Below are 16,386 nucleotides of genomic sequence, written 5' to 3'. Positions count from 1 at the left end.
CTGGTTCAACAACCGTCGCCTGCTCGAGCCGATCGGGAACATCCCGCCGGCAGAAGCAGAGGCAAACTTCTACGCCACTATGGAAACAGAAGCCGTGGCCGCGTAACTAACCGAAATCAGCCTCCGGCAAACCCGGCGTGGTTCAATGGGGTTCGCCGATTTACCAGAAGCCCAACACGAGCAGGCCGACGAAGGGGCATAAGACCTACCCCTACCTGCTACGAGGTCTGCGGGTGGATCGCCCGAACCAGGTCCGGTGCTCGGACATCACCTACTTGCCAATGCGGCGTGGTTCCTCTGCCTCGTGGCGATCATGGACTGGCACACCCGCACGGTTCTATCCAGGCGAATATTGAACATGTTGAGAGCCCAGTTCTGCGTCGACGCGCTGAACGAGACCAGCCACAAGTTCGGCCCGCCCGAGATCATAAACATGGAGCATGGTCGCGCCATCGGTCCGAGCGGCCATGCGACGTCAAGGAAGCCGGTTCACGTCCTTTACTTGGACGGATCGGCTGCGTCGATCTGGCGTGCGGATCTCGATGGATGGGACTCGATGGATGGGAATCGTCGGTTCCTCGACAACATCTTCGTCGAGAGGCTGTGGCGCAACCTGAACCGCAGGACCGCGTAGCGAAATACGAGTGTGTCTACCTGCATGCCTGGGAAACCGGTTCGGAGACGAGAGCTGCCATTCGGAAACGGATGACCTTCTACAACCATCACCGCCCGCCTTCAGCCCTGTGAACGGCCAGCCCCCGGCGCTGATCTACTGGCGGAGGAATAATATCAACCAACCCGATCAGCAGGTGCAGCGAGTAGCTCAAATCACACCAGATCCTGTGCAAGAGACGGGGAGTAGCTCAGAGAATCTCCGTAAAAGGCATCGTCAGAAGAGCGCAAGAAACTAACCAGATGCGACACTAGGAGTGGGCGATGGCGCGATTGCCGAGAAAACTGCAACTGAGTCACGAGCCCGTTCTGAGTAGCAGCATTTCTACGCTCAGTAGCCATGGCCTATAGGAATGTAGTTGCCGATGGCTGATCAAACACTGTCAAGATGAACACGCAATTGGGTAGACGCAATGGTGGGTACCTCTGACAAGTTCTAAGCATCGCTAAGGTTGTGATGCCTTTGGCGCAGAGCCAGTCGTCTACCTGCACAACATCAGCCGGTCATTCGTACCGCTGCCATAGGTCGATCAGTGTCAGTACAATACGCGAATAATCTGTATTATGTATCAAACCGGCATTTCATATCCAGCCGTCCATGCCCTTGAGCCTTTGGCGCTTATCGCGCAGTCTTGCAATAGTTGGTTCAAGGAGGGTCGCCATGGCCGTGTCGCCGCCAGTCTGTGACTTTGGGAAACCGTTGCACAGTTTTGCTTTGTCCGACGGATCAGGAAAGCTTCATGATCTGAAGGATATCAAAGGCTCGAACGGTACGCTGGTGATGTTCATCTGCAATCATTGTCCGTATGTGCGCTCGATCCTGGACCGGGTTGTCAGGGACGCGCATGCATTGATGGACATGGGGATTGGCGTTGTGGCGATCTCGGCCAATGATGTTCAGGAGTATCCGCAGGACGGTCCCGAACATATGGCCGAACTGGCCCGTCAAAATGGATTTCGGTTCCCCTATCTTTATGACGAAGATCAATCCGTGGCGCGTTTGTTTGGTGCCGAATGCACGCCTGATTTCTTCGGCTACAACGCTGCGGGTGAATTGCAGTATCGTGGGCGCCTTGATGCGTCTGGTCGCAATGCCGGGCCTGAGGATGCCCGGCGGGAATTGTTCGAGGCGATCAAACTGATCGCCGAAACCGGGCAAGGACCGGCTGATCAGGTGGCATCCATGGGATGCTCGATCAAGTGGAAAGCGCCATGACGACACCCTGCCCGATCATTTTCGACCTGGATGGAACGCTGATCGATAGCGCACCCGACATTCATGGGTGCGTGAACAAGGTGATGGCCCTTTTTGCCCTGCCGTCATTGACCTTGGCACAGGTCCGCAGCTTCATCGGCGGCGGCGTCGATATCCTCTGGACACGGATCATGGCGGCGCAAGAGGTTGATCCTGTTCAAAAACCTGCGATCATGGCCAGCTTCATGGAAATCTATGAGGATGCCCACGATCTGACGCAGATGTACCCGGGCATGCGTGATGCGCTGCTAAGGCTGTCCGATGCCGGACATCCGCTTGGGATCTGCACGAACAAACCGCTTCAGCCAGCGCTTGGGGCCCTGCGCCATTTCGGACTGGACCGGTTGATGCAGACGGTGGTTGGTGGTGACACACTGCCCCAGAAAAAGCCCGATCCGGCGCCCCTGCGCTTGGCAATGCAGCGGATGGGCGTCTGCGACGACAATCCTTGCGTTCTCTTCGTCGGCGACAGCGAATATGACGCACAATGCGCGGCGGCGGCGGGCGTGCCCCTGCTGCTGTTCACCGGCGGCTACCGGAAATCTCCGGTGTCGGAGCTGCCCCACAGCCGGGCCTTCGATCACTTCGATGAATTGCCCGGTCTGGTTCTGTCGGCGATGACCGCCTGAATTTCGCGCAGCTGGCCTCCGATCTGGTGCACGGGCTTGACATCAGCCGTAAAAAACCGGCAGTTCCAAGGATATCTTGTATCTTGAAAGGGCCACCCCCATGGATCTGCGTCAGCTAAGCGCCACTCTTGCCGTTTCGCCTCAGATCCTGCCCGAGGATGTTCCCGCCCTGGCCGATGCAGGCTTCAAGGTGCTGATCAATAACAGACCGGATGATGAGGTCGGATCGGACCTGGATCATGAGGTCATGGCGAAGGCGGCCTCGGACGCCGGGATGTCCTATCGGTATCTGCCGTTTCATCCGGGCCAGGTAACGCCGCAGTTGATTTCAGACTTTGCTGCTGCGACCGCAGGACAAGGCCCGGTCATTGCCTATTGCCGGTCTGGCAACCGCTGCAGCGTGCTCTGGGCGCTGACGCAGGCCGGAAAGCTGCCCGAGGATGAGATCATGCAAACCGCCGAAAAAGCGGGCTATGATCTGAACGGCATCCGCCCGCTGATCGCCTCGCTGGCAAGCCGCAAGGGCTGAGACGCCCCTGCCCTTGTGGTTCAGACTGGGACGTCCAGCGCACGTTTGACGTTCGCGGTCCAACCCAGCAAGCGCAGATCACCCGCGATGATGGCGGGCCGCTTCATAACGCTAGGCTTCTCGCCCATCATCACGGCAGGCTCTGCGGCGCGTTCTGCTTCAGACATGCCGCGCCACGTCAGGCTGGCACGGTTGATGATCTTCTCGCCGAAATCGGTGGCCAGATCACGACGCTGCTCATCCGTCAGTGGCTGCTGCTGAACATCGTGGAAAGCGACGGTCCAGCCGTTCTCCTCCAACTGCGACTTGGCCTTCTGGCAGGTCGAGCATTTCGCAAGACCCAGCATTTTCAATGTCTTGGACATGGATTTGAACCTCAGATCAGGGGAACCAGCGGGACGTTGCAGGCGCTCAGCGCCAAAAGCGATGCAAGGATCAAGATAGCGCGCATGACGGGCCTTTCGAGGGATATTCATCGTGGTTATGTGATGGCCAAGGAATATCGGCAAGTCACAATTCGTGCTGTTCCTCGCGGTGCAGCTTGCGGTGGATATGGCGCATAGATAGCCAGACCAGCAGCACGATCACCGGCGTCAAAGCCGCCACCAGATAGGTCTTGGGGAACTCGATCAGATCCGCTACGGGATAGAGAGCATACCCCAGCAAGCCAACCGCATAATAACTGATGGCTACGACCGACAGCCCCTCAACAGTGTGCTGGAGCCGCAGTTGCAGATCGGCTCGACGATCCATCCGCGACATGATGTTCTGGTTCTGCGCGCTGCGTTCCACGTCGACCCGGGTGCGCAGCAGTTCAGCGGCACGGGCCGCCCGCTCCATCATTTTGTTCAGGCGCAGTTCGACCGATTTCGTGGTTCGCATGGCAGGTTGATATCGGCGGCGCATGAACTCGGTCAGCATCTGGCGGTCCATAAAGCGGGTCTCGCGCAGCGCCTCGATCCGGTCGCTGACGATCGCTTCATAAGCGGAGGTTGCGCCGAAACGGAAGGAATGCTGAACGGCTTCCGCCTCCAGCTGGGTCGAGACCGCCAGCAGATCGTGCAGCATCTGTTCGGGATGGCGGTCGTCATCGGTCATGGCCTCCAGGATGGCGCTGAGCCTCGGCTCCAGCTCATTCAGGCGCTGACCAAGTTTTCGCGCCCTCCACAGGCCCAGCATGGACATGGCGCGATAAGTTTCCAGTTCCAGCAGGCGGTGGACGATCCGACCGATCCGTCCGTCCGAGGTGCCGGGTCGGATGAACACTGCAAAGCGCATCCAACCGTCGGTGTCGATGCGGAAATCGCCCGCGACCAAGGCAGTTTCATCCAGAACCCAGACCGCTGCCATGCTTTCCGGCGCGAACCAACCGGACAGTCGGTCCAACGCCTCGGTCGGATCCTCGGGCAGCCAATCGACCTGCACCAGAACCGCTGCCACGCGCTTGCCCGGTGCCTTTTCCTGCCATTCGTTGGGAAAGATCGCCGCTGCCGAAGGATCGAAGGGTCGAATGGGCAGCCCCGGCGTCATCGCCATATACGTGATGAATTCGGCGTGGCTTTCCCATTTCAGGTCGTATCGCCCAAGCTGCCCCTGGTAGTGGCTGTCGTCGCGGTCGGGCCTTGGACCGCCATGCCGCGACACCAGCAGCGCCAGATGATCGGCATCCTTGCCGTGGTCGCGATTGGCAGCATCCCTCGGCTCCTTGAAGGCCACGAATGCTGCCGTTGCGGGGGCTGTCAGGCGCGGCGAGGGTCTGGCGTGAAGTTCATTCACCAGAGCATAGCGCAAGGGATGTTCCAGTGCCGGATCCACGCGAAATCTCCTGTCAGGACCGTTTGTTCAGGATCACGTACAACAGCCCGCCAAGGAATGCACCGATCAACCAGCCGAAGCCCGACAAAGATTGCAAGGCCGGCAACCAGACCGTCCCGACCGAGAACAGCGCAGCCAGTGCCACCGCGACCAGGGCGCGCCCGTTCCAGCCGTTGCCATAGAAATACCGACCCGAGGGGCTTTCCGAGAACAGCGCCTCGACGTCCAACTCGCGCTTCTGCACCAGATAGTAATCGGCGATCAGGATGCCATACAGCGGAGCCAGCAAGGCGCCGACGGTCTCGACGAAGCCCGCGATCCCGATGGCCGAGATGAAGGCGACCCAGAGCGCACCGATGAAAAAGGCGATCCCCGCTGCGATCAGCCCGCCTGCCTTGGCGTTGATCCGTGCGGGCGCCATGTTGGCGATGTCATAGGCCGCCGGAATGAAGTTCGCGACCAAGTTGATGCCGACGGTCGCGGCGAAGAAAGTAACGGCGGCGATCAGCGTCAGCGCCAGATTGTCGACGCGGGCGACGATCTCAGTCGGGTCGGTCAGACGTTCGCCGTAAAGCACTACTGCGCCCGCCGTGATGAACAGCGCGATCAGCGAGAAGAACGCCATCGAGACCGGCAAGCCCCAGAAGTTCCCGGCCCGCATCTGACCCTCGGTCTTCACGAAGCGCGAGAAGTCGCCGAAGTTGATGACGACGGCGGCGAAATAAGCGACCATGACACCGACAACCGCGACAAAGCCGGACAGCGTGTTGCCGCCACCTTCGCCTTGGAAGATGACGCCGATCTCGGACCAGATGCCGTTGCCGGCTTTCCACCAGATCATCAGCGCCAGCGCGATCATCACGGCATAGACGAAGGGTCCGGCCCAGTTCAAAAAGCGGCCCACCCATTCGATCCCCATCAGGAACAGCCCTATCTGGAAAGCCGCCACGATCAGATAGGCCAGCCAATCGACGCCCGCCATGCCAAGGAATGTCCCTGCCCCGTCTGCGGCTAGAACCTCGATGCCGAAGATCGCCCGCAGCGCCAGCGCCACGGCGGTCGAGGCGAAATATGTCTGCACGCCGTACCAGAAGATGCCGACAACGCCCCGCGCCAGTGCCGGAAACCGCGCGCCATGCACCCCCATCGAGGCCCGCGCCATCACCGCATAGGGAATGCCGTAACGGACAGAGGGCCGCCCCGACAGGTTCACCAGGAACATCACGATGAAGCCCGCAAGGATGATCGCGGCGAACGTCAGCCAGCCGTTCAGCCCATAGGTCAGGAACAGGGATGCCGCCAGCGTATAGCCAAAGAGGCTCTGAATGTCGTTGTTCCAGACGTTGAAGATCTCGAACGCGCCCCAATGGCGTTGATCCGCGGGAACAGGTGCCAGATCCTCGTTATAGAGGGCCGAACCCTTTGTCTGCATGTCCGTCGTCGTCATGATATGTCCCTGTTTCCGGCTTTTGCCGACATGACAGCGCGTAAGGGCATCCTGTCGCAATAACATTCACGTGATCGTCTTTCCCTTGGGGAAAGAAACTGAATTCGGGAAACATGGGGAATGTTCTGCCTGTTCCGCAGGCAGTCCGGGAAGTGGCGCGGCGACCTGTGCCGCCGCGCCGGATCGTATCAGTCGACCATCGGAAGCAGCTTGTTGATGCTGTCCTTGGCATCGCCATAGAACATCCGCGTGTTTTCCTTGAAGAACAGCGGGTTCTCGATGCCGGAATAGCCGGTGCCTTGACCTCGCTTGCTGACGAAGACCTGCTTGGCCTTCCAGACTTCCAGAACGGGCATCCCGGCGATCGGGCTGTTCGGATCGTCCTGGGCCGCGGGGTTCACGATGTCATTGCTGCCGATGATGATGACGACATCGGTCTGGGGGAAGTCGTCGTTGATCTCATCCATCTCCAGCACGATGTCATAGGGCACCTTGGCCTCGGCCAGCAGAACGTTCATGTGCCCCGGCAGACGACCGGCGACCGGGTGGATGGCAAAGCGCACATCCTTGCCCGCTGCCCGCAGCTTGCGCGTCAACTCGCTGACGGCACCCTGCGCCTGCGCCACGGCCATGCCGTAGCCGGGCACGATCACGACGCTGTCGGCCTCGTTCAGGGCTGCCGCGACACCATCGGCGTCGATTGCGATCTGTTCGCCCTCGATCTCTGCCGCAGGTCCGGTTTCACCGCCGAAACCGCCCAGGATCACGCTGACGAAATGGCGGTTCATCGCCTTGCACATGATATAGGATAGGATCGCGCCCGAGGAACCGACCAGCGCGCCGGTCACGATCAGCAGGTCATTGCCAAGCGTGAAGCCGATGGCCGCAGCCGCCCAACCGGAATAGCTGTTCAGCATCGACACCACGACCGGCATGTCGGCCCCGCCGATGCCCATGATCAGGTGATAGCCGATGAAGAAGGCCAGCAGCGTGATCAGGATCAGCCAGAAGACGCCCGCGCCCACACCCGTGAAGTAGAGGATGCCGAACAGCACGGCCAGCGCGACGGCGCCCGCGTTCAGCATGTGACCGCCCGGCAGCTTCTTGGGCTTGCCGTCGACACGGCCCGCCAGCTTGCCGAATGCAACAACCGATCCGGTGAAGGTCACGGCGCCGATGAAGATGCCCAGGAAGACCTCGATCTTCAGCATCGCGATCTCGGCCGGGGTCTTGTGCGCCAGCACGGCGGCAAAGCCCTGGAAGACTTCGACCGTATCTTCGGCACGGGCACGCATGACACGGGCCAGCTCGATCTGGGCGTTGAAGCCGACGAAGACGGCGGCCAGACCGACAAGACTGTGCATGGCCGCAACCAACTGCGGCATCTCGGTCATCTGCACGCGCTTGGCCACGATCCAGCCGATGGTGCCGCCAATGGCGATCATGATGACCGACAGCAGCCAATTCCCCGCGCCGGGTCCGAACAGCGTGGCCAGCACGGCCAGCGCCATGCCTGCGATGCCGTACCAGATGGCGCGTTTCGCGCTTTCCTGTCCCGAGAGCCCGCCAAGCGACAGGATGAACAGGACCGAGGCGACCACATAGGCCGCGGTGGTGAATCCGTATTCCATCACCCTCTCCTTACGACTTCTGGAACATGGCAAGCATGCGCCGGGTGACCATGAAGCCACCAAAGATGTTGATGCCCGCCATCAGCACGGCCAGCGCGCCCAGCAGGACGACCCACCAGGACTGCGATCCGATCTGCATCAGCGCGCCCAGGATGATGATCGAGCTGATCGCGTTGGTGATCGCCATCAGCGGCGTATGCAGCGAATGGGCGACGTTCCAGATCACGCGGAAGCCAATGAAGCAGGCCAGCACGAAGACAATGAAATGCGACATGAAGCTGACGGGCGCCACAAGGCCGATCAGCAACAGCAGCAGACCACCGCCGACAAGGATGCCGACCTGGCTGCGGGTCTCGGCCTTGAAGGCGGCGGCCTCGGCGGCACGGCGTTCTTCGGGCGTGGGTTCCTTCTTCTTTTCCTTGGGCTTCTGGGCCGCGATGGCTGCGACCTTCGGCGGCGGGGGCGGCCATGTCACGTCGTGATCGCGTGCCACGGTCGCCCCGCGAATGACGTCATCTTCCATGTTGTGGTCGATGACACCGTCCTTCTTGGGCGTAAGGTCGGCGATGAAGTGGCGAACGTTGTTGCCGTAGAGCTCGGAGGCCTGCGCACCCATCCGCGACGGGAAGTCGGTATAGCCGACGATCACCACGCCGTTGTCGGACACGATGCGTTCGTCCATCACCGTCAGTTCGCAGTTGCCGCCCTTTTCGGCGGCCAGATCGACGATGACGCTGCCGGGCTTCATGGCTGCCACCATGTCGGCGGTCCACAGCACCGGGGCATCGCGGCCCGGGATCAGTGCGGTGGTGATGACGATATCCATCTGGGGCGCCAGCTCGCGGAATTTGGCCAGCTGCTTTTCGCGGAACTCGGGGCTGGAGGGGGCCGCATAGCCACCCGTCGCCGCGCCATCGGCGGTCGGTTCGTCGAATTCCAGGAAGACGAATTCGGCGCCCATGGATTCGATCTGTTCGGACACCTCGGGGCGCACGTCGAAGGCATGGACTTGCGCGCCAAGGCTGGTCGCGGTGCCGATAGCGGCAAGACCTGCCACGCCCGCACCCACGACCAGCACCTTGGCGGGCGGAACCTTGCCCGCAGCCGTCACCTGACCGGTAAAGAAGCGCCCGAAGTTGTTGGCCGCCTCGATCACGGCGCGATAGCCCGCGATATTGGCCATGGACGACAAGGCGTCCATCTTCTGCGCACGGCTGATCCGCGGCACCATGTCCATCGCAATGGCGGTGATGCCCTGATCCTTGGCCTTCGCCAGCAGTTCGGAATTCTGCGCGGGATAGAAGAACGAGATGATCGTCTGACCTTCGCGCATCTGATCGATCTCGGCGTCGGACGGTTGCCGAACCTTGGCCACCACGTCGACCGCGCCGATCAGCTCGGAAGCCGTCTGGCAAATTGTGACATCGGCCTTGGCATAGTCGGCATCGGCAAAGCCCGCGCCGGTGCCGGCACCGGATTGGACGAAGACCTCGTGGCCCAGCTTGGCCAGGTGCCCGGCCGAGGCGGGGGTGATCGCCACCCTCGCCTCTCCGGTATGGGTTTCTTTTAGCGCGCCAATCTTCATGGCTTGTTCAGCCCCCCGCCTTGTTGATTTTGCAGTCGCAGAATTGATAGCATCACGAAATTATATTTCACAAGTCCGTGTCCCTGCGAAGATAGTCGTATGGGAAAGGGATATGGCAAGACCGATCTGGATATCGAGCGGTTCCGCCGACCCTTCGACATGAAAAAGCCCGGACGATTGACGTCCGGGCCTGTCTTGCATCCTGTGTCAGATCAGTTGGCAGGTGCGGTCGTGGTTTCAGCATCGGTCGCCGGCTCTTCCTCGATCGTGATCGCATCGTCCAGCGCGTCGGCTGCGTCCTGAGCGGCCTGGGCCGCCTCGTCGGCAGCCGCAGATGCGGTTTCACCGGCATCGTTCAGGGCGTCATCGACAGCGTTCTCGGTCGCGGTGGCGGAGGCTTCGGCCGCATCGGCTGCGCTTTCGGCGGCGGACTCGGCGGCAGTCGCAGCCTCGTCGGTGGCTTCATCTGCAGTGGCTTCGGCGTCCTCTGCGGCATTATCTGCAGCTGCCGCGGCGTCATCGGCGGCGGATTCGGCTTCAACGGCAGCTTCGTCGGCTTCAACGGCAGCTTCGTCGGCTGCTGCTTCGGCTTCGGCTGCTGCCTGGTCGGCCTCGACCTCGGCTTCCGTGGCGGCGGCGTCGGCCTCCGGTTCGGCGACGGGCTCGGTCACGACCGCTGGTGCTTCGGGTTCGGTCGGATCGGCGTTTTCGGTCGTGGTCACGGTGGTCGTGTCACCATCGACTGCAACGGTATCGTCGGTCATGAAGCGTTGAAGAACGAAATAGGCCAAGGCCAACGCCAGAAGCACGCCGATGATCAGGGGCAAGGCCGAAGACTTGCGCTCGACCGGCTCGACATAGGTTTCCTTGTGATCCGGGGTGCCGGGTTTCGGGCGGTTGGGATCGTTGGGATCATAGCTCATGGTGGCCTCCAAAATTCATGCCGTCAAATGACAGGTTCAGGTCGCCCGGTGGTGATGCCGCGGGACGCCCGGGTTAACCCTGCTGTCCACGCACCCGGCTTGCGACCCGGCTTTCAGGCGATTAACACCGGGTCAACGCAAGGGTTCCGCCCGTGCCACATTTTTACGAGAGGTCGCCGCAGATGTCCTTGACCAAAAGCCAGCCCGTCCAGTTGCTGTCCGACTATGCCCCCTATCCGTTCGTCCTGTCACAGACGCGCCTGGATTTCACGCTGGCCGCCAAAGGGACGCGCGTGCTGGCCGAACTGTACTTGGTGCCACGCGATGCCGATGCCGTGCAGGACCTGGTTCTGGACGGCGGCAAGGATGTGACACTTTTGTCACTGACCATCGACGGGGCGACCGTCGACGCGACCCATGTCACCCATGACGACGAACGGCTGGTTATCTCTGCCGCCGCCCTGCCCCGCCAAGGCTTCACGCTGGCGACCGAGGTCTCGATCGACCCGGCCAGCAACACCGCCTTCGAGGGGCTGTATCAGTCGGGCGGCATCTTCTGCACCCAATGCGAGGCCGAGGGCTTCCGCCACATCACCTTCTATCCCGACCGCCCGGACGTGATGACGACCTTCCGCGTCACGGTGCGCGGCGATCTGCCGGTCCTGCTGTCGAACGGCAATCCGGTCAGCGCCGACGATGGCGTGGCCGTATGGCACGACCCCTGGCCGAAGCCCGCCTATCTGTTCGCGCTGGTCGCGGGCGATCTGAAGGCCGTCAGCGACAGCTTCACCACCATGTCGGGCCGCAAGGTCGATCTGAATGTCTGGGTCCGTCCGGGTGATGAGGATCGCGCCGGTTTCGCAATGGAATCGCTGATCAAGTCGATGAAATGGGACGAGGAGGTCTATGGCCGCGAATACGACCTTGACGTCTTCAACATCGTCGCCGTCGATGATTTCAACATGGGGGCCATGGAAAACAAGGGGTTGAACATCTTCAACTCGAAACTGGTGCTGGCCAGCCCGGAAACCGCCACCGATACCGATTATGAACGGATCGAGGCGGTCATCGCGCATGAATACTTCCACAACTGGACCGGCAACCGCATCACCTGCCGCGACTGGTTCCAGCTGTGCCTGAAGGAAGGCCTGACCGTCTTCCGCGATCAGAGCTTCACCAGCGACATGCGCAGCGCCGCCGTCAAGCGGATCGAGGATGTCCGCACCCTTCGCGCCCGCCAGTTCCGCGAGGATCAGGGTCCGCTGGCCCATCCCCCGCGCCCTGACCGCTATGAAGAAATCAACAACTTCTACACCGCCACGGTCTATGAAAAGGGCGCCGAGGTCATCGGCATGCTGAAGCGTCTGGTGGGCGATACGGATTACGCCAAGGCGCTGGACCTTTATTTCGACCGCCACGACGGTGACGCCGCCACGATCGAAGACTGGCTGAAGGTTTTCGAGGACGCCACCGGCCGCGACCTGTCCCAGTTCAAGCGCTGGTACACCGACGCAGGCACGCCGACCGTCACCATGTCCGAGGATTGGCAGGACGGAACGCTGGTCCTGACCCTGTCGCAATCGACGCCCCCTACGCCGGGGCAGGATGACAAGCCGCCGCGCGTCATTCCCGTTGCCGTCGGCCTGCTGGGTCCGAACGGTCATGAGGTCGCCCCGACCCGCGTTCTGGAACTGACCGAGGACAGCCAGACCTTCATCTTCGAAGGTCTCTCGGCGCGGCCGGTCGTTTCGGCGCTGCGCGGTTTCTCGGCGCCGGTGATGCTGCAGCGGCAGATGGATGACGCGACGCGGGCTTTCCTCTTTGCCCATGACACCGATCCCTTCGCCCGTTGGGAAGCGGGCCGCGAGTTGGCCCTCTCGGCGCTGGTCGCCTTGGCGCGGGGGGAACAGGCAGGCGCGGATTACGTGCAGGCCATCGGGGCGCTGGCCGCCGATGATGCTGCCGACCCCGCCTTCCGTGCGCTCTGCATGAACCTGCCCGGCGAGGATGAGATCGCCACCCGTCTGACCGCCTTGGGGCACACGCCCGACCCCGACGCGATCCATGCCGCCCGCGGCGATCTGGCGCGTCGTGTCGCCGAAACGCATCGCGACCTGCTGGTCCGCATCTTCGATCAGGCTGCGGTCGATGGCCCTTATTCCCCCGACGCCACCTCGGCGGCCAAGCGGTCGCTGCGGATCGCCGCCCTTGGCCTGCTGGGCCGCATCGAGGGCCCCGAGCGTGCGCAGAACCTGTTCGACACCGCCACCAACATGACCGAGCGGATGGCGGCGCTGGCCGTGCTGCTGCGCCTTGGCCAGGGCGACGCCGCCTTGCAGGACCTGCACGCGCAGTTCGGCGACAACCGTCTGGTGATGGACAAGTGGTTCAGCATCCAGCCGATGGCCGCACCGCCCGCCGATGCCGTCCGCATCGCGCGGAAACTTGCCGAGCGTGACGATTTCGAATGGAAGAACCCCAATCGTTTCAGATCGTTGCTGGGTGGATTGGCCGCAAACCATGCGGGCTTCCACGCGGCGGATGGTTCGGGCTATGATTTCACCGCCGACTGGCTGATCCGCATGGATGCCGCCAATCCCCAGATCGCTGCGCGGATGTCCACCGCCTTCGAGACCTGGCCGCGCTATGATGACAAACGCAAGACACTTGCGCTGGCGGCCTTGGAACGTATTGCAGCCGTCGCGGGTTTGAGCCGTAATACACGCGAAATGGTCTCGCGGATGATCGGGGCGGGCCGCTGAGGCGGCAGGCCCAAGGGGGGAAGGATGGCAAGGACCATGACTGCAACTGAAGATGCCCGCGCCGAAATGCATGCGCGGATCGATCCCCTGATCGCCGAACGCGCGCCATGGCTCTATTCCGGCAAGCTGCACCACAAGCTGGTGCGGCTTGGGATGATGGGCCTGCTGCACTATCCCAAGACCGTCACCCTGGGTGCCGAATTCCGCGACCTGCCCACGTCCGAGATCATGCGCCGCATGGCCGATCTGATCGTCCATGATCTGCAGGTCGAAGGGTTGGAGCATCTGCCCGCCACCGGCCCCGCGCTGATCGTCGCCAACCACCCGACGGGCATCGCGGACGGGATCTTCCTTCATGCGATGATCTCGCAGTTGCGTGACGATCTGTTCATCTATGCCAATCACGACATGATCCGCGTCCTGCCGCAGACCGTCGACATGATTGCCCCGGTCGAGTGGCGCGTCGACAAACGCAGCCATGCCAAGACCCGCGCGACGATGGATTACACCCGCGACGCCTTGGGTGCGGGACGGATGGGGCTGATCTTTCCCTCGGGCCGTCTGGCCAAGCGCAAGGGGCTGACTCTGCACGAACGCCCGTGGATGGCCAGCGCGGCGATGATCGCGCGCAAGTTCGACGTGCCGATCATTCCGCTGCGGATCAGGGCGCGGAACTCGGCGCTGTTCTATGCGCTGGACGCGATCCATCCGACGCTGCGGGATGTCACGCTGTTCAACGAGGTGCTGAACAAGACCCGCCATCCCTATCGCGTGACTGTGGGTCGTCCGGTGAACCCCGCCGAGCTGCCGCGCAACAGCGATGAGGCGATCGCCGTCCTGCGCGACAAGGTTCTGGCCTTGCCTGCGCCCGAGGCCGGTTGCGCAAAGCTGACCCGTGAACGCGGGATCACGCGCTTTCGTCGTGCCGCCACCCCCATCGGAGGGTGACGGAGCCGATCACAGCGCCATGTCGTCGCGGTGGACCAGCGCCGCGCGACCTGAATATCCCAGGATATCCGCGATCTCGGCCGATTGATGGCCTGCGATCTGCATGGCCTCGGCTGCAGTATAGCGTGTCAGCCCGATGGCCAGATGTTCGCCCGCGGGCCCCTCGATCTGGACCGGATCGCCGCGCCCGAAATCACCCGAGACCAGCGTGATCCCAGCAGGCAGCAACGACTTGCCACGCGACAATGCGCCTGCGGCGCCCCGATCGACCGTCAGCTTGCCCTTGGGCTTCATCGCCGCAATCCAGCGCTTACGGGCCAGCTGGGGGTCGGCCTCTGGCAGGAACCAGCTGCAACGCGCGCCATCCGCCACCGCCGACAAAGGCCCAAGGACCGAGCCTTCGGCAATGGCCATCGCGCAACCGCCCGCCACGGCTGTCCGCGCCGCCATCAGCTTGGTCTTCATACCGCCCTTGGACAGGCCCGAAACCGGATCGCCGCCCATCGCCTCGATCTGCGGGGTCAGTGCCTCGATCACCGGCAGGTGCTGCGCATCGGGGTCGGTCTTGGGGTTCGAGGTATAAAGCCCGTCCACATCCGACAACAGCAGCAGCTGATCGGCCCCGCAGGTCACCGCGATCTGCGCGGCAAGACGGTCGTTGTCGCCAAAGCGGATTTCATCGGTGGCAACCGTGTCGTTTTCGTTGACGATGGGCACCACGCCAAGCGACAGCAGCGTCTGCATGGTCGCGCGGCTGTTCAGGTAACGGCGGCGGTCGGCGCTGTCCTCAAGGGTCAGCAGCACCTGTGCCGTCGTGACGCCATGCGGGGCCAGTGCCTGCTCATAGGCGCGGGCCAGACGGATCTGGCCAACGGCGGCTGCCGCCTGCGCCTGTTCCAGTGCCAGGGGGCCGTCCGGCAACCCCAGCACCCGCCGCCCCAAGGCGATCGACCCCGAAGACACCAGCACCACGTCGCAGCCCATTCCGCGCCACTTGGCAACGTCATCGCAAAGCGCGCCCAGCCATTCGCCGCGCAGCCCCTCGGGACCGACCAGCAGGGCCGAGCCGATCTTGACGACCAGCCGGCGTGCGCCATCAAGCCGGGGTGCCGTCAGGGTTGCCACGGGGCGTCTTCTTCGTCCTGATCCTTCTGCGGCGCCCGCGACGGCTCGATCTGGGTCCAGAGGGCACGCAGAACCTCGGTCACGCCGGTGCGGGACACGCCGGACATCAGCATGACGGGCGTCCCCAGCTCGGCCTCGACTGCGGCGCGGCGTTCGGCCAGCGTCTCGTCGTCGATGGCGTCGACCTTGTTCAGCACGGTCACCCGCGGCTTTTCCATCAGGACCGGCGAATAGGCCGCCAGTTCGTTCAGGATGGTCCGCGCGTCGCCCGCGACATCCTCGGAGGTGCCGTCGATCAGATGCAGCAGGACCGAGCAACGTTCGATATGGCCAAGGAAGCGGTCACCGATGCCACGGCCTTCATGCGCGCCCTCGATCAGGCCGGGAATGTCGGCCATGACGAATTCGCGGCCATCCACGCCCACGACGCCCAGGTTCGGGTGCAGCGTGGTGAAGGGATAATCGGCGATCTTGGGACGCGCGTTCGACACGGCTGCCAGGAAGGTCGATTTGCCCGCATTGGGCAGGCCCACCAGCCCGCCATCCGCTATCAGTTTCAGCCGCAGCCAGATGGTGCGCTCGACCCCCGGCTGGCCGGGGTTGGCATTGCGCGGCGAACGGTTGGTCGAGGTCTTGAAGTGCAGGTTGCCCCACCCCCCGTTTCCGCCCTTGGCCAGCACCACGCGCTGTCCGGGTTCGGTCATGTCGGCGATGACGGTTTCCTCGTCCTCGTCCAGGATCTCGGTCCCGACGGGGACGCGCAGGATGACGTCGTCGCCCGAACGGCCGGTCATCTGGCTGCCCATGCCGTGCTGGCCGGACTTGGCGAAGAAGTGCTGCTGATAGCGAAAATCGATCAGGGTGTTCAGGCCCTCGACGGTTTCGACGATCACGTCGCCGCCCCGTCCGCCGTCACCCCCGTCGGGTCCGCCGTATTCGACGAATTTTTCGCGCCGGAACGACGCGCAGCCCGCACCGCCGCCGCCCGAACGGATATAGACTTTTGCTAGGTCGAGAAATTTCATGGACACGGCTCCTTTTGCGGACTGCCGATACGCCTTTGTG

General features: G+C 62.6%; 13 protein-coding genes and 1 pseudogene. 6 read left to right on the top strand and 8 right to left on the bottom strand.

Translation table 11 applies throughout. The features are described 5' to 3' along the window. Window positions 1-158: 158 nt before the first annotated feature. From DDE75_RS17860 to DDE75_RS07360, 4 genes and pseudogenes are all read left to right on the top strand, one after another. Window positions 159-437, top strand: a pseudogene (locus DDE75_RS17860) (DDE-type integrase/transposase/recombinase); the annotation flags it as partial. Between the two features lie 896 nt (window positions 438-1,333). Then, entirely contained in the window at window positions 1,334-1,888 is a 555-nt protein-coding gene (locus DDE75_RS07370; protein WP_108501713.1) for a thioredoxin family protein, read from the top strand. Then, window positions 1,885-2,556, top strand: a complete 672-nt coding sequence (gph, locus tag DDE75_RS07365; RefSeq protein ID WP_108501712.1) for a phosphoglycolate phosphatase — start codon at window positions 1,885-1,887, stop codon at window positions 2,554-2,556. Before DDE75_RS07370 ends, gph begins: the two co-directional genes overlap by 4 nt. A 100-nt stretch (window positions 2,557-2,656) precedes the next feature. Continuing rightward, window positions 2,657-3,085 carry a protein tyrosine phosphatase family protein gene (locus tag DDE75_RS07360; RefSeq protein WP_108501711.1) on the top strand — a complete coding sequence of 143 codons (429 nt, stop codon included), beginning with the start codon at window positions 2,657-2,659 and terminating at the stop codon, window positions 3,083-3,085. Window positions 3,086-3,105: 20 nt separating this feature from the next. Here the strand turns inward: DDE75_RS07360 and DDE75_RS07355 are convergent, their stop codons facing one another. From DDE75_RS07355 to DDE75_RS07330, 6 genes are all read right to left on the bottom strand, one after another. Further along, on the bottom strand, window positions 3,106-3,594 hold the full coding sequence (locus tag DDE75_RS07355; protein ID WP_245894646.1) for an arsenate reductase family protein: 489 nt from the start codon (window positions 3,592-3,594) through the stop codon (window positions 3,106-3,108). Between the two features lies 1 nt (window position 3,595). Then, on the bottom strand, window positions 3,596-4,900 hold the full coding sequence (locus DDE75_RS07350) for a DUF3422 family protein (RefSeq protein WP_108501709.1): 1,305 nt from the start codon (window positions 4,898-4,900) through the stop codon (window positions 3,596-3,598). 13 nt (window positions 4,901-4,913) lie between these two features. Then, entirely contained in the window at window positions 4,914-6,332 is a 1,419-nt protein-coding gene (locus DDE75_RS07345) for an NCS1 family nucleobase:cation symporter-1 (RefSeq protein WP_211659310.1), read from the bottom strand. Window positions 6,333-6,535: 203 nt separating this feature from the next. Next, window positions 6,536-7,978 carry an NAD(P)(+) transhydrogenase (Re/Si-specific) subunit beta gene (locus DDE75_RS07340; protein WP_108501707.1) on the bottom strand — a complete coding sequence of 481 codons (1,443 nt, stop codon included), beginning with the start codon at window positions 7,976-7,978 and terminating at the stop codon, window positions 6,536-6,538. Between the two features lie 10 nt (window positions 7,979-7,988). Beyond that, a complete protein-coding gene (locus DDE75_RS07335) occupies window positions 7,989-9,563 on the bottom strand; it encodes a Re/Si-specific NAD(P)(+) transhydrogenase subunit alpha (protein WP_108501706.1) in 1,575 nt (524 codons plus the stop codon). Window positions 9,564-9,775: 212 nt separating this feature from the next. After that, window positions 9,776-10,486 carry a hypothetical protein gene (locus DDE75_RS07330; RefSeq protein ID WP_108501705.1) on the bottom strand — a complete coding sequence of 237 codons (711 nt, stop codon included), beginning with the start codon at window positions 10,484-10,486 and terminating at the stop codon, window positions 9,776-9,778. Window positions 10,487-10,668: 182 nt separating this feature from the next. Here DDE75_RS07330 and pepN point away from each other — a divergent pair, with 182 nt between their 5' ends. Together pepN and DDE75_RS07320 are read left to right on the top strand one after the other, a co-directional pair. Beyond that, window positions 10,669-13,248 carry an aminopeptidase N gene (gene pepN, locus DDE75_RS07325; protein WP_108501704.1) on the top strand — a complete coding sequence of 860 codons (2,580 nt, stop codon included), beginning with the start codon at window positions 10,669-10,671 and terminating at the stop codon, window positions 13,246-13,248. A gap of 36 nt (window positions 13,249-13,284) precedes the next feature. After that, window positions 13,285-14,196: a 1-acyl-sn-glycerol-3-phosphate acyltransferase gene (locus tag DDE75_RS07320; RefSeq protein ID WP_245894645.1), complete on the top strand. Its 912-nt coding sequence runs from the start codon at window positions 13,285-13,287 to the stop codon at window positions 14,194-14,196. Window positions 14,197-14,205: 9 nt separating this feature from the next. On the opposite strand, the gene proB is transcribed toward DDE75_RS07320, so the two are convergent. Further along, complete coding sequence (gene proB / locus DDE75_RS07315; RefSeq protein ID WP_108501702.1) at window positions 14,206-15,321, bottom strand: glutamate 5-kinase; 1,116 nt, start codon at window positions 15,319-15,321, stop codon at window positions 14,206-14,208. Further along, window positions 15,309-16,346, bottom strand: a complete 1,038-nt coding sequence (gene obgE, locus DDE75_RS07310) for a GTPase ObgE (RefSeq protein WP_108501701.1) — start codon at window positions 16,344-16,346, stop codon at window positions 15,309-15,311. The genes proB and obgE overlap by 13 nt, the downstream gene beginning before the upstream one ends. Between the last annotated feature and the right edge of the window lie 40 nt (window positions 16,347-16,386).

Origin of the sequence: Paracoccus indicus (genome assembly GCF_003056335.1) — a bacterium.
Lineage (GTDB): Bacteria > Pseudomonadota > Alphaproteobacteria > Rhodobacterales > Rhodobacteraceae > Paracoccus > Paracoccus indicus.
The sequence above is the reverse complement of the archived record's forward strand: the minus strand, read 5'-3'. Positions and strand labels throughout refer to the sequence as shown.

What these genes read in the sequence shown, in the direction of transcription:
- pepN (WP_108501704.1), top strand. Translation starts at nt 10,669, where the DNA reads ATGTCCTTGACCAAAAGCCAGCCCGTCCAGTTGCTGTCCGACTATGCC.
- DDE75_RS07330 (WP_108501705.1), bottom strand. Translation starts at nt 10,486, where the DNA reads ATGAGCTATGATCCCAACGATCCCAACCGCCCGAAACCCGGCACCCCG.
- DDE75_RS07320 (WP_245894645.1), top strand. Translation starts at nt 13,285, where the DNA reads ATGACTGCAACTGAAGATGCCCGCGCCGAAATGCATGCGCGGATCGAT.
- DDE75_RS07345 (WP_211659310.1), bottom strand. Translation starts at nt 6,332, where the DNA reads ATGCAGACAAAGGGTTCGGCCCTCTATAACGAGGATCTGGCACCTGTT.
- gph (WP_108501712.1), top strand. Translation starts at nt 1,885, where the DNA reads ATGACGACACCCTGCCCGATCATTTTCGACCTGGATGGAACGCTGATC.
- DDE75_RS07335 (WP_108501706.1), bottom strand. Translation starts at nt 9,563, where the DNA reads ATGAAGATTGGCGCGCTAAAAGAAACCCATACCGGAGAGGCGAGGGTG.
- obgE (WP_108501701.1), bottom strand. Translation starts at nt 16,346, where the DNA reads ATGAAATTTCTCGACCTAGCAAAAGTCTATATCCGTTCGGGCGGCGGC.
- DDE75_RS07370 (WP_108501713.1), top strand. Translation starts at nt 1,334, where the DNA reads ATGGCCGTGTCGCCGCCAGTCTGTGACTTTGGGAAACCGTTGCACAGT.
- DDE75_RS07340 (WP_108501707.1), bottom strand. Translation starts at nt 7,978, where the DNA reads ATGGAATACGGATTCACCACCGCGGCCTATGTGGTCGCCTCGGTCCTG.
- DDE75_RS07360 (WP_108501711.1), top strand. Translation starts at nt 2,657, where the DNA reads ATGGATCTGCGTCAGCTAAGCGCCACTCTTGCCGTTTCGCCTCAGATC.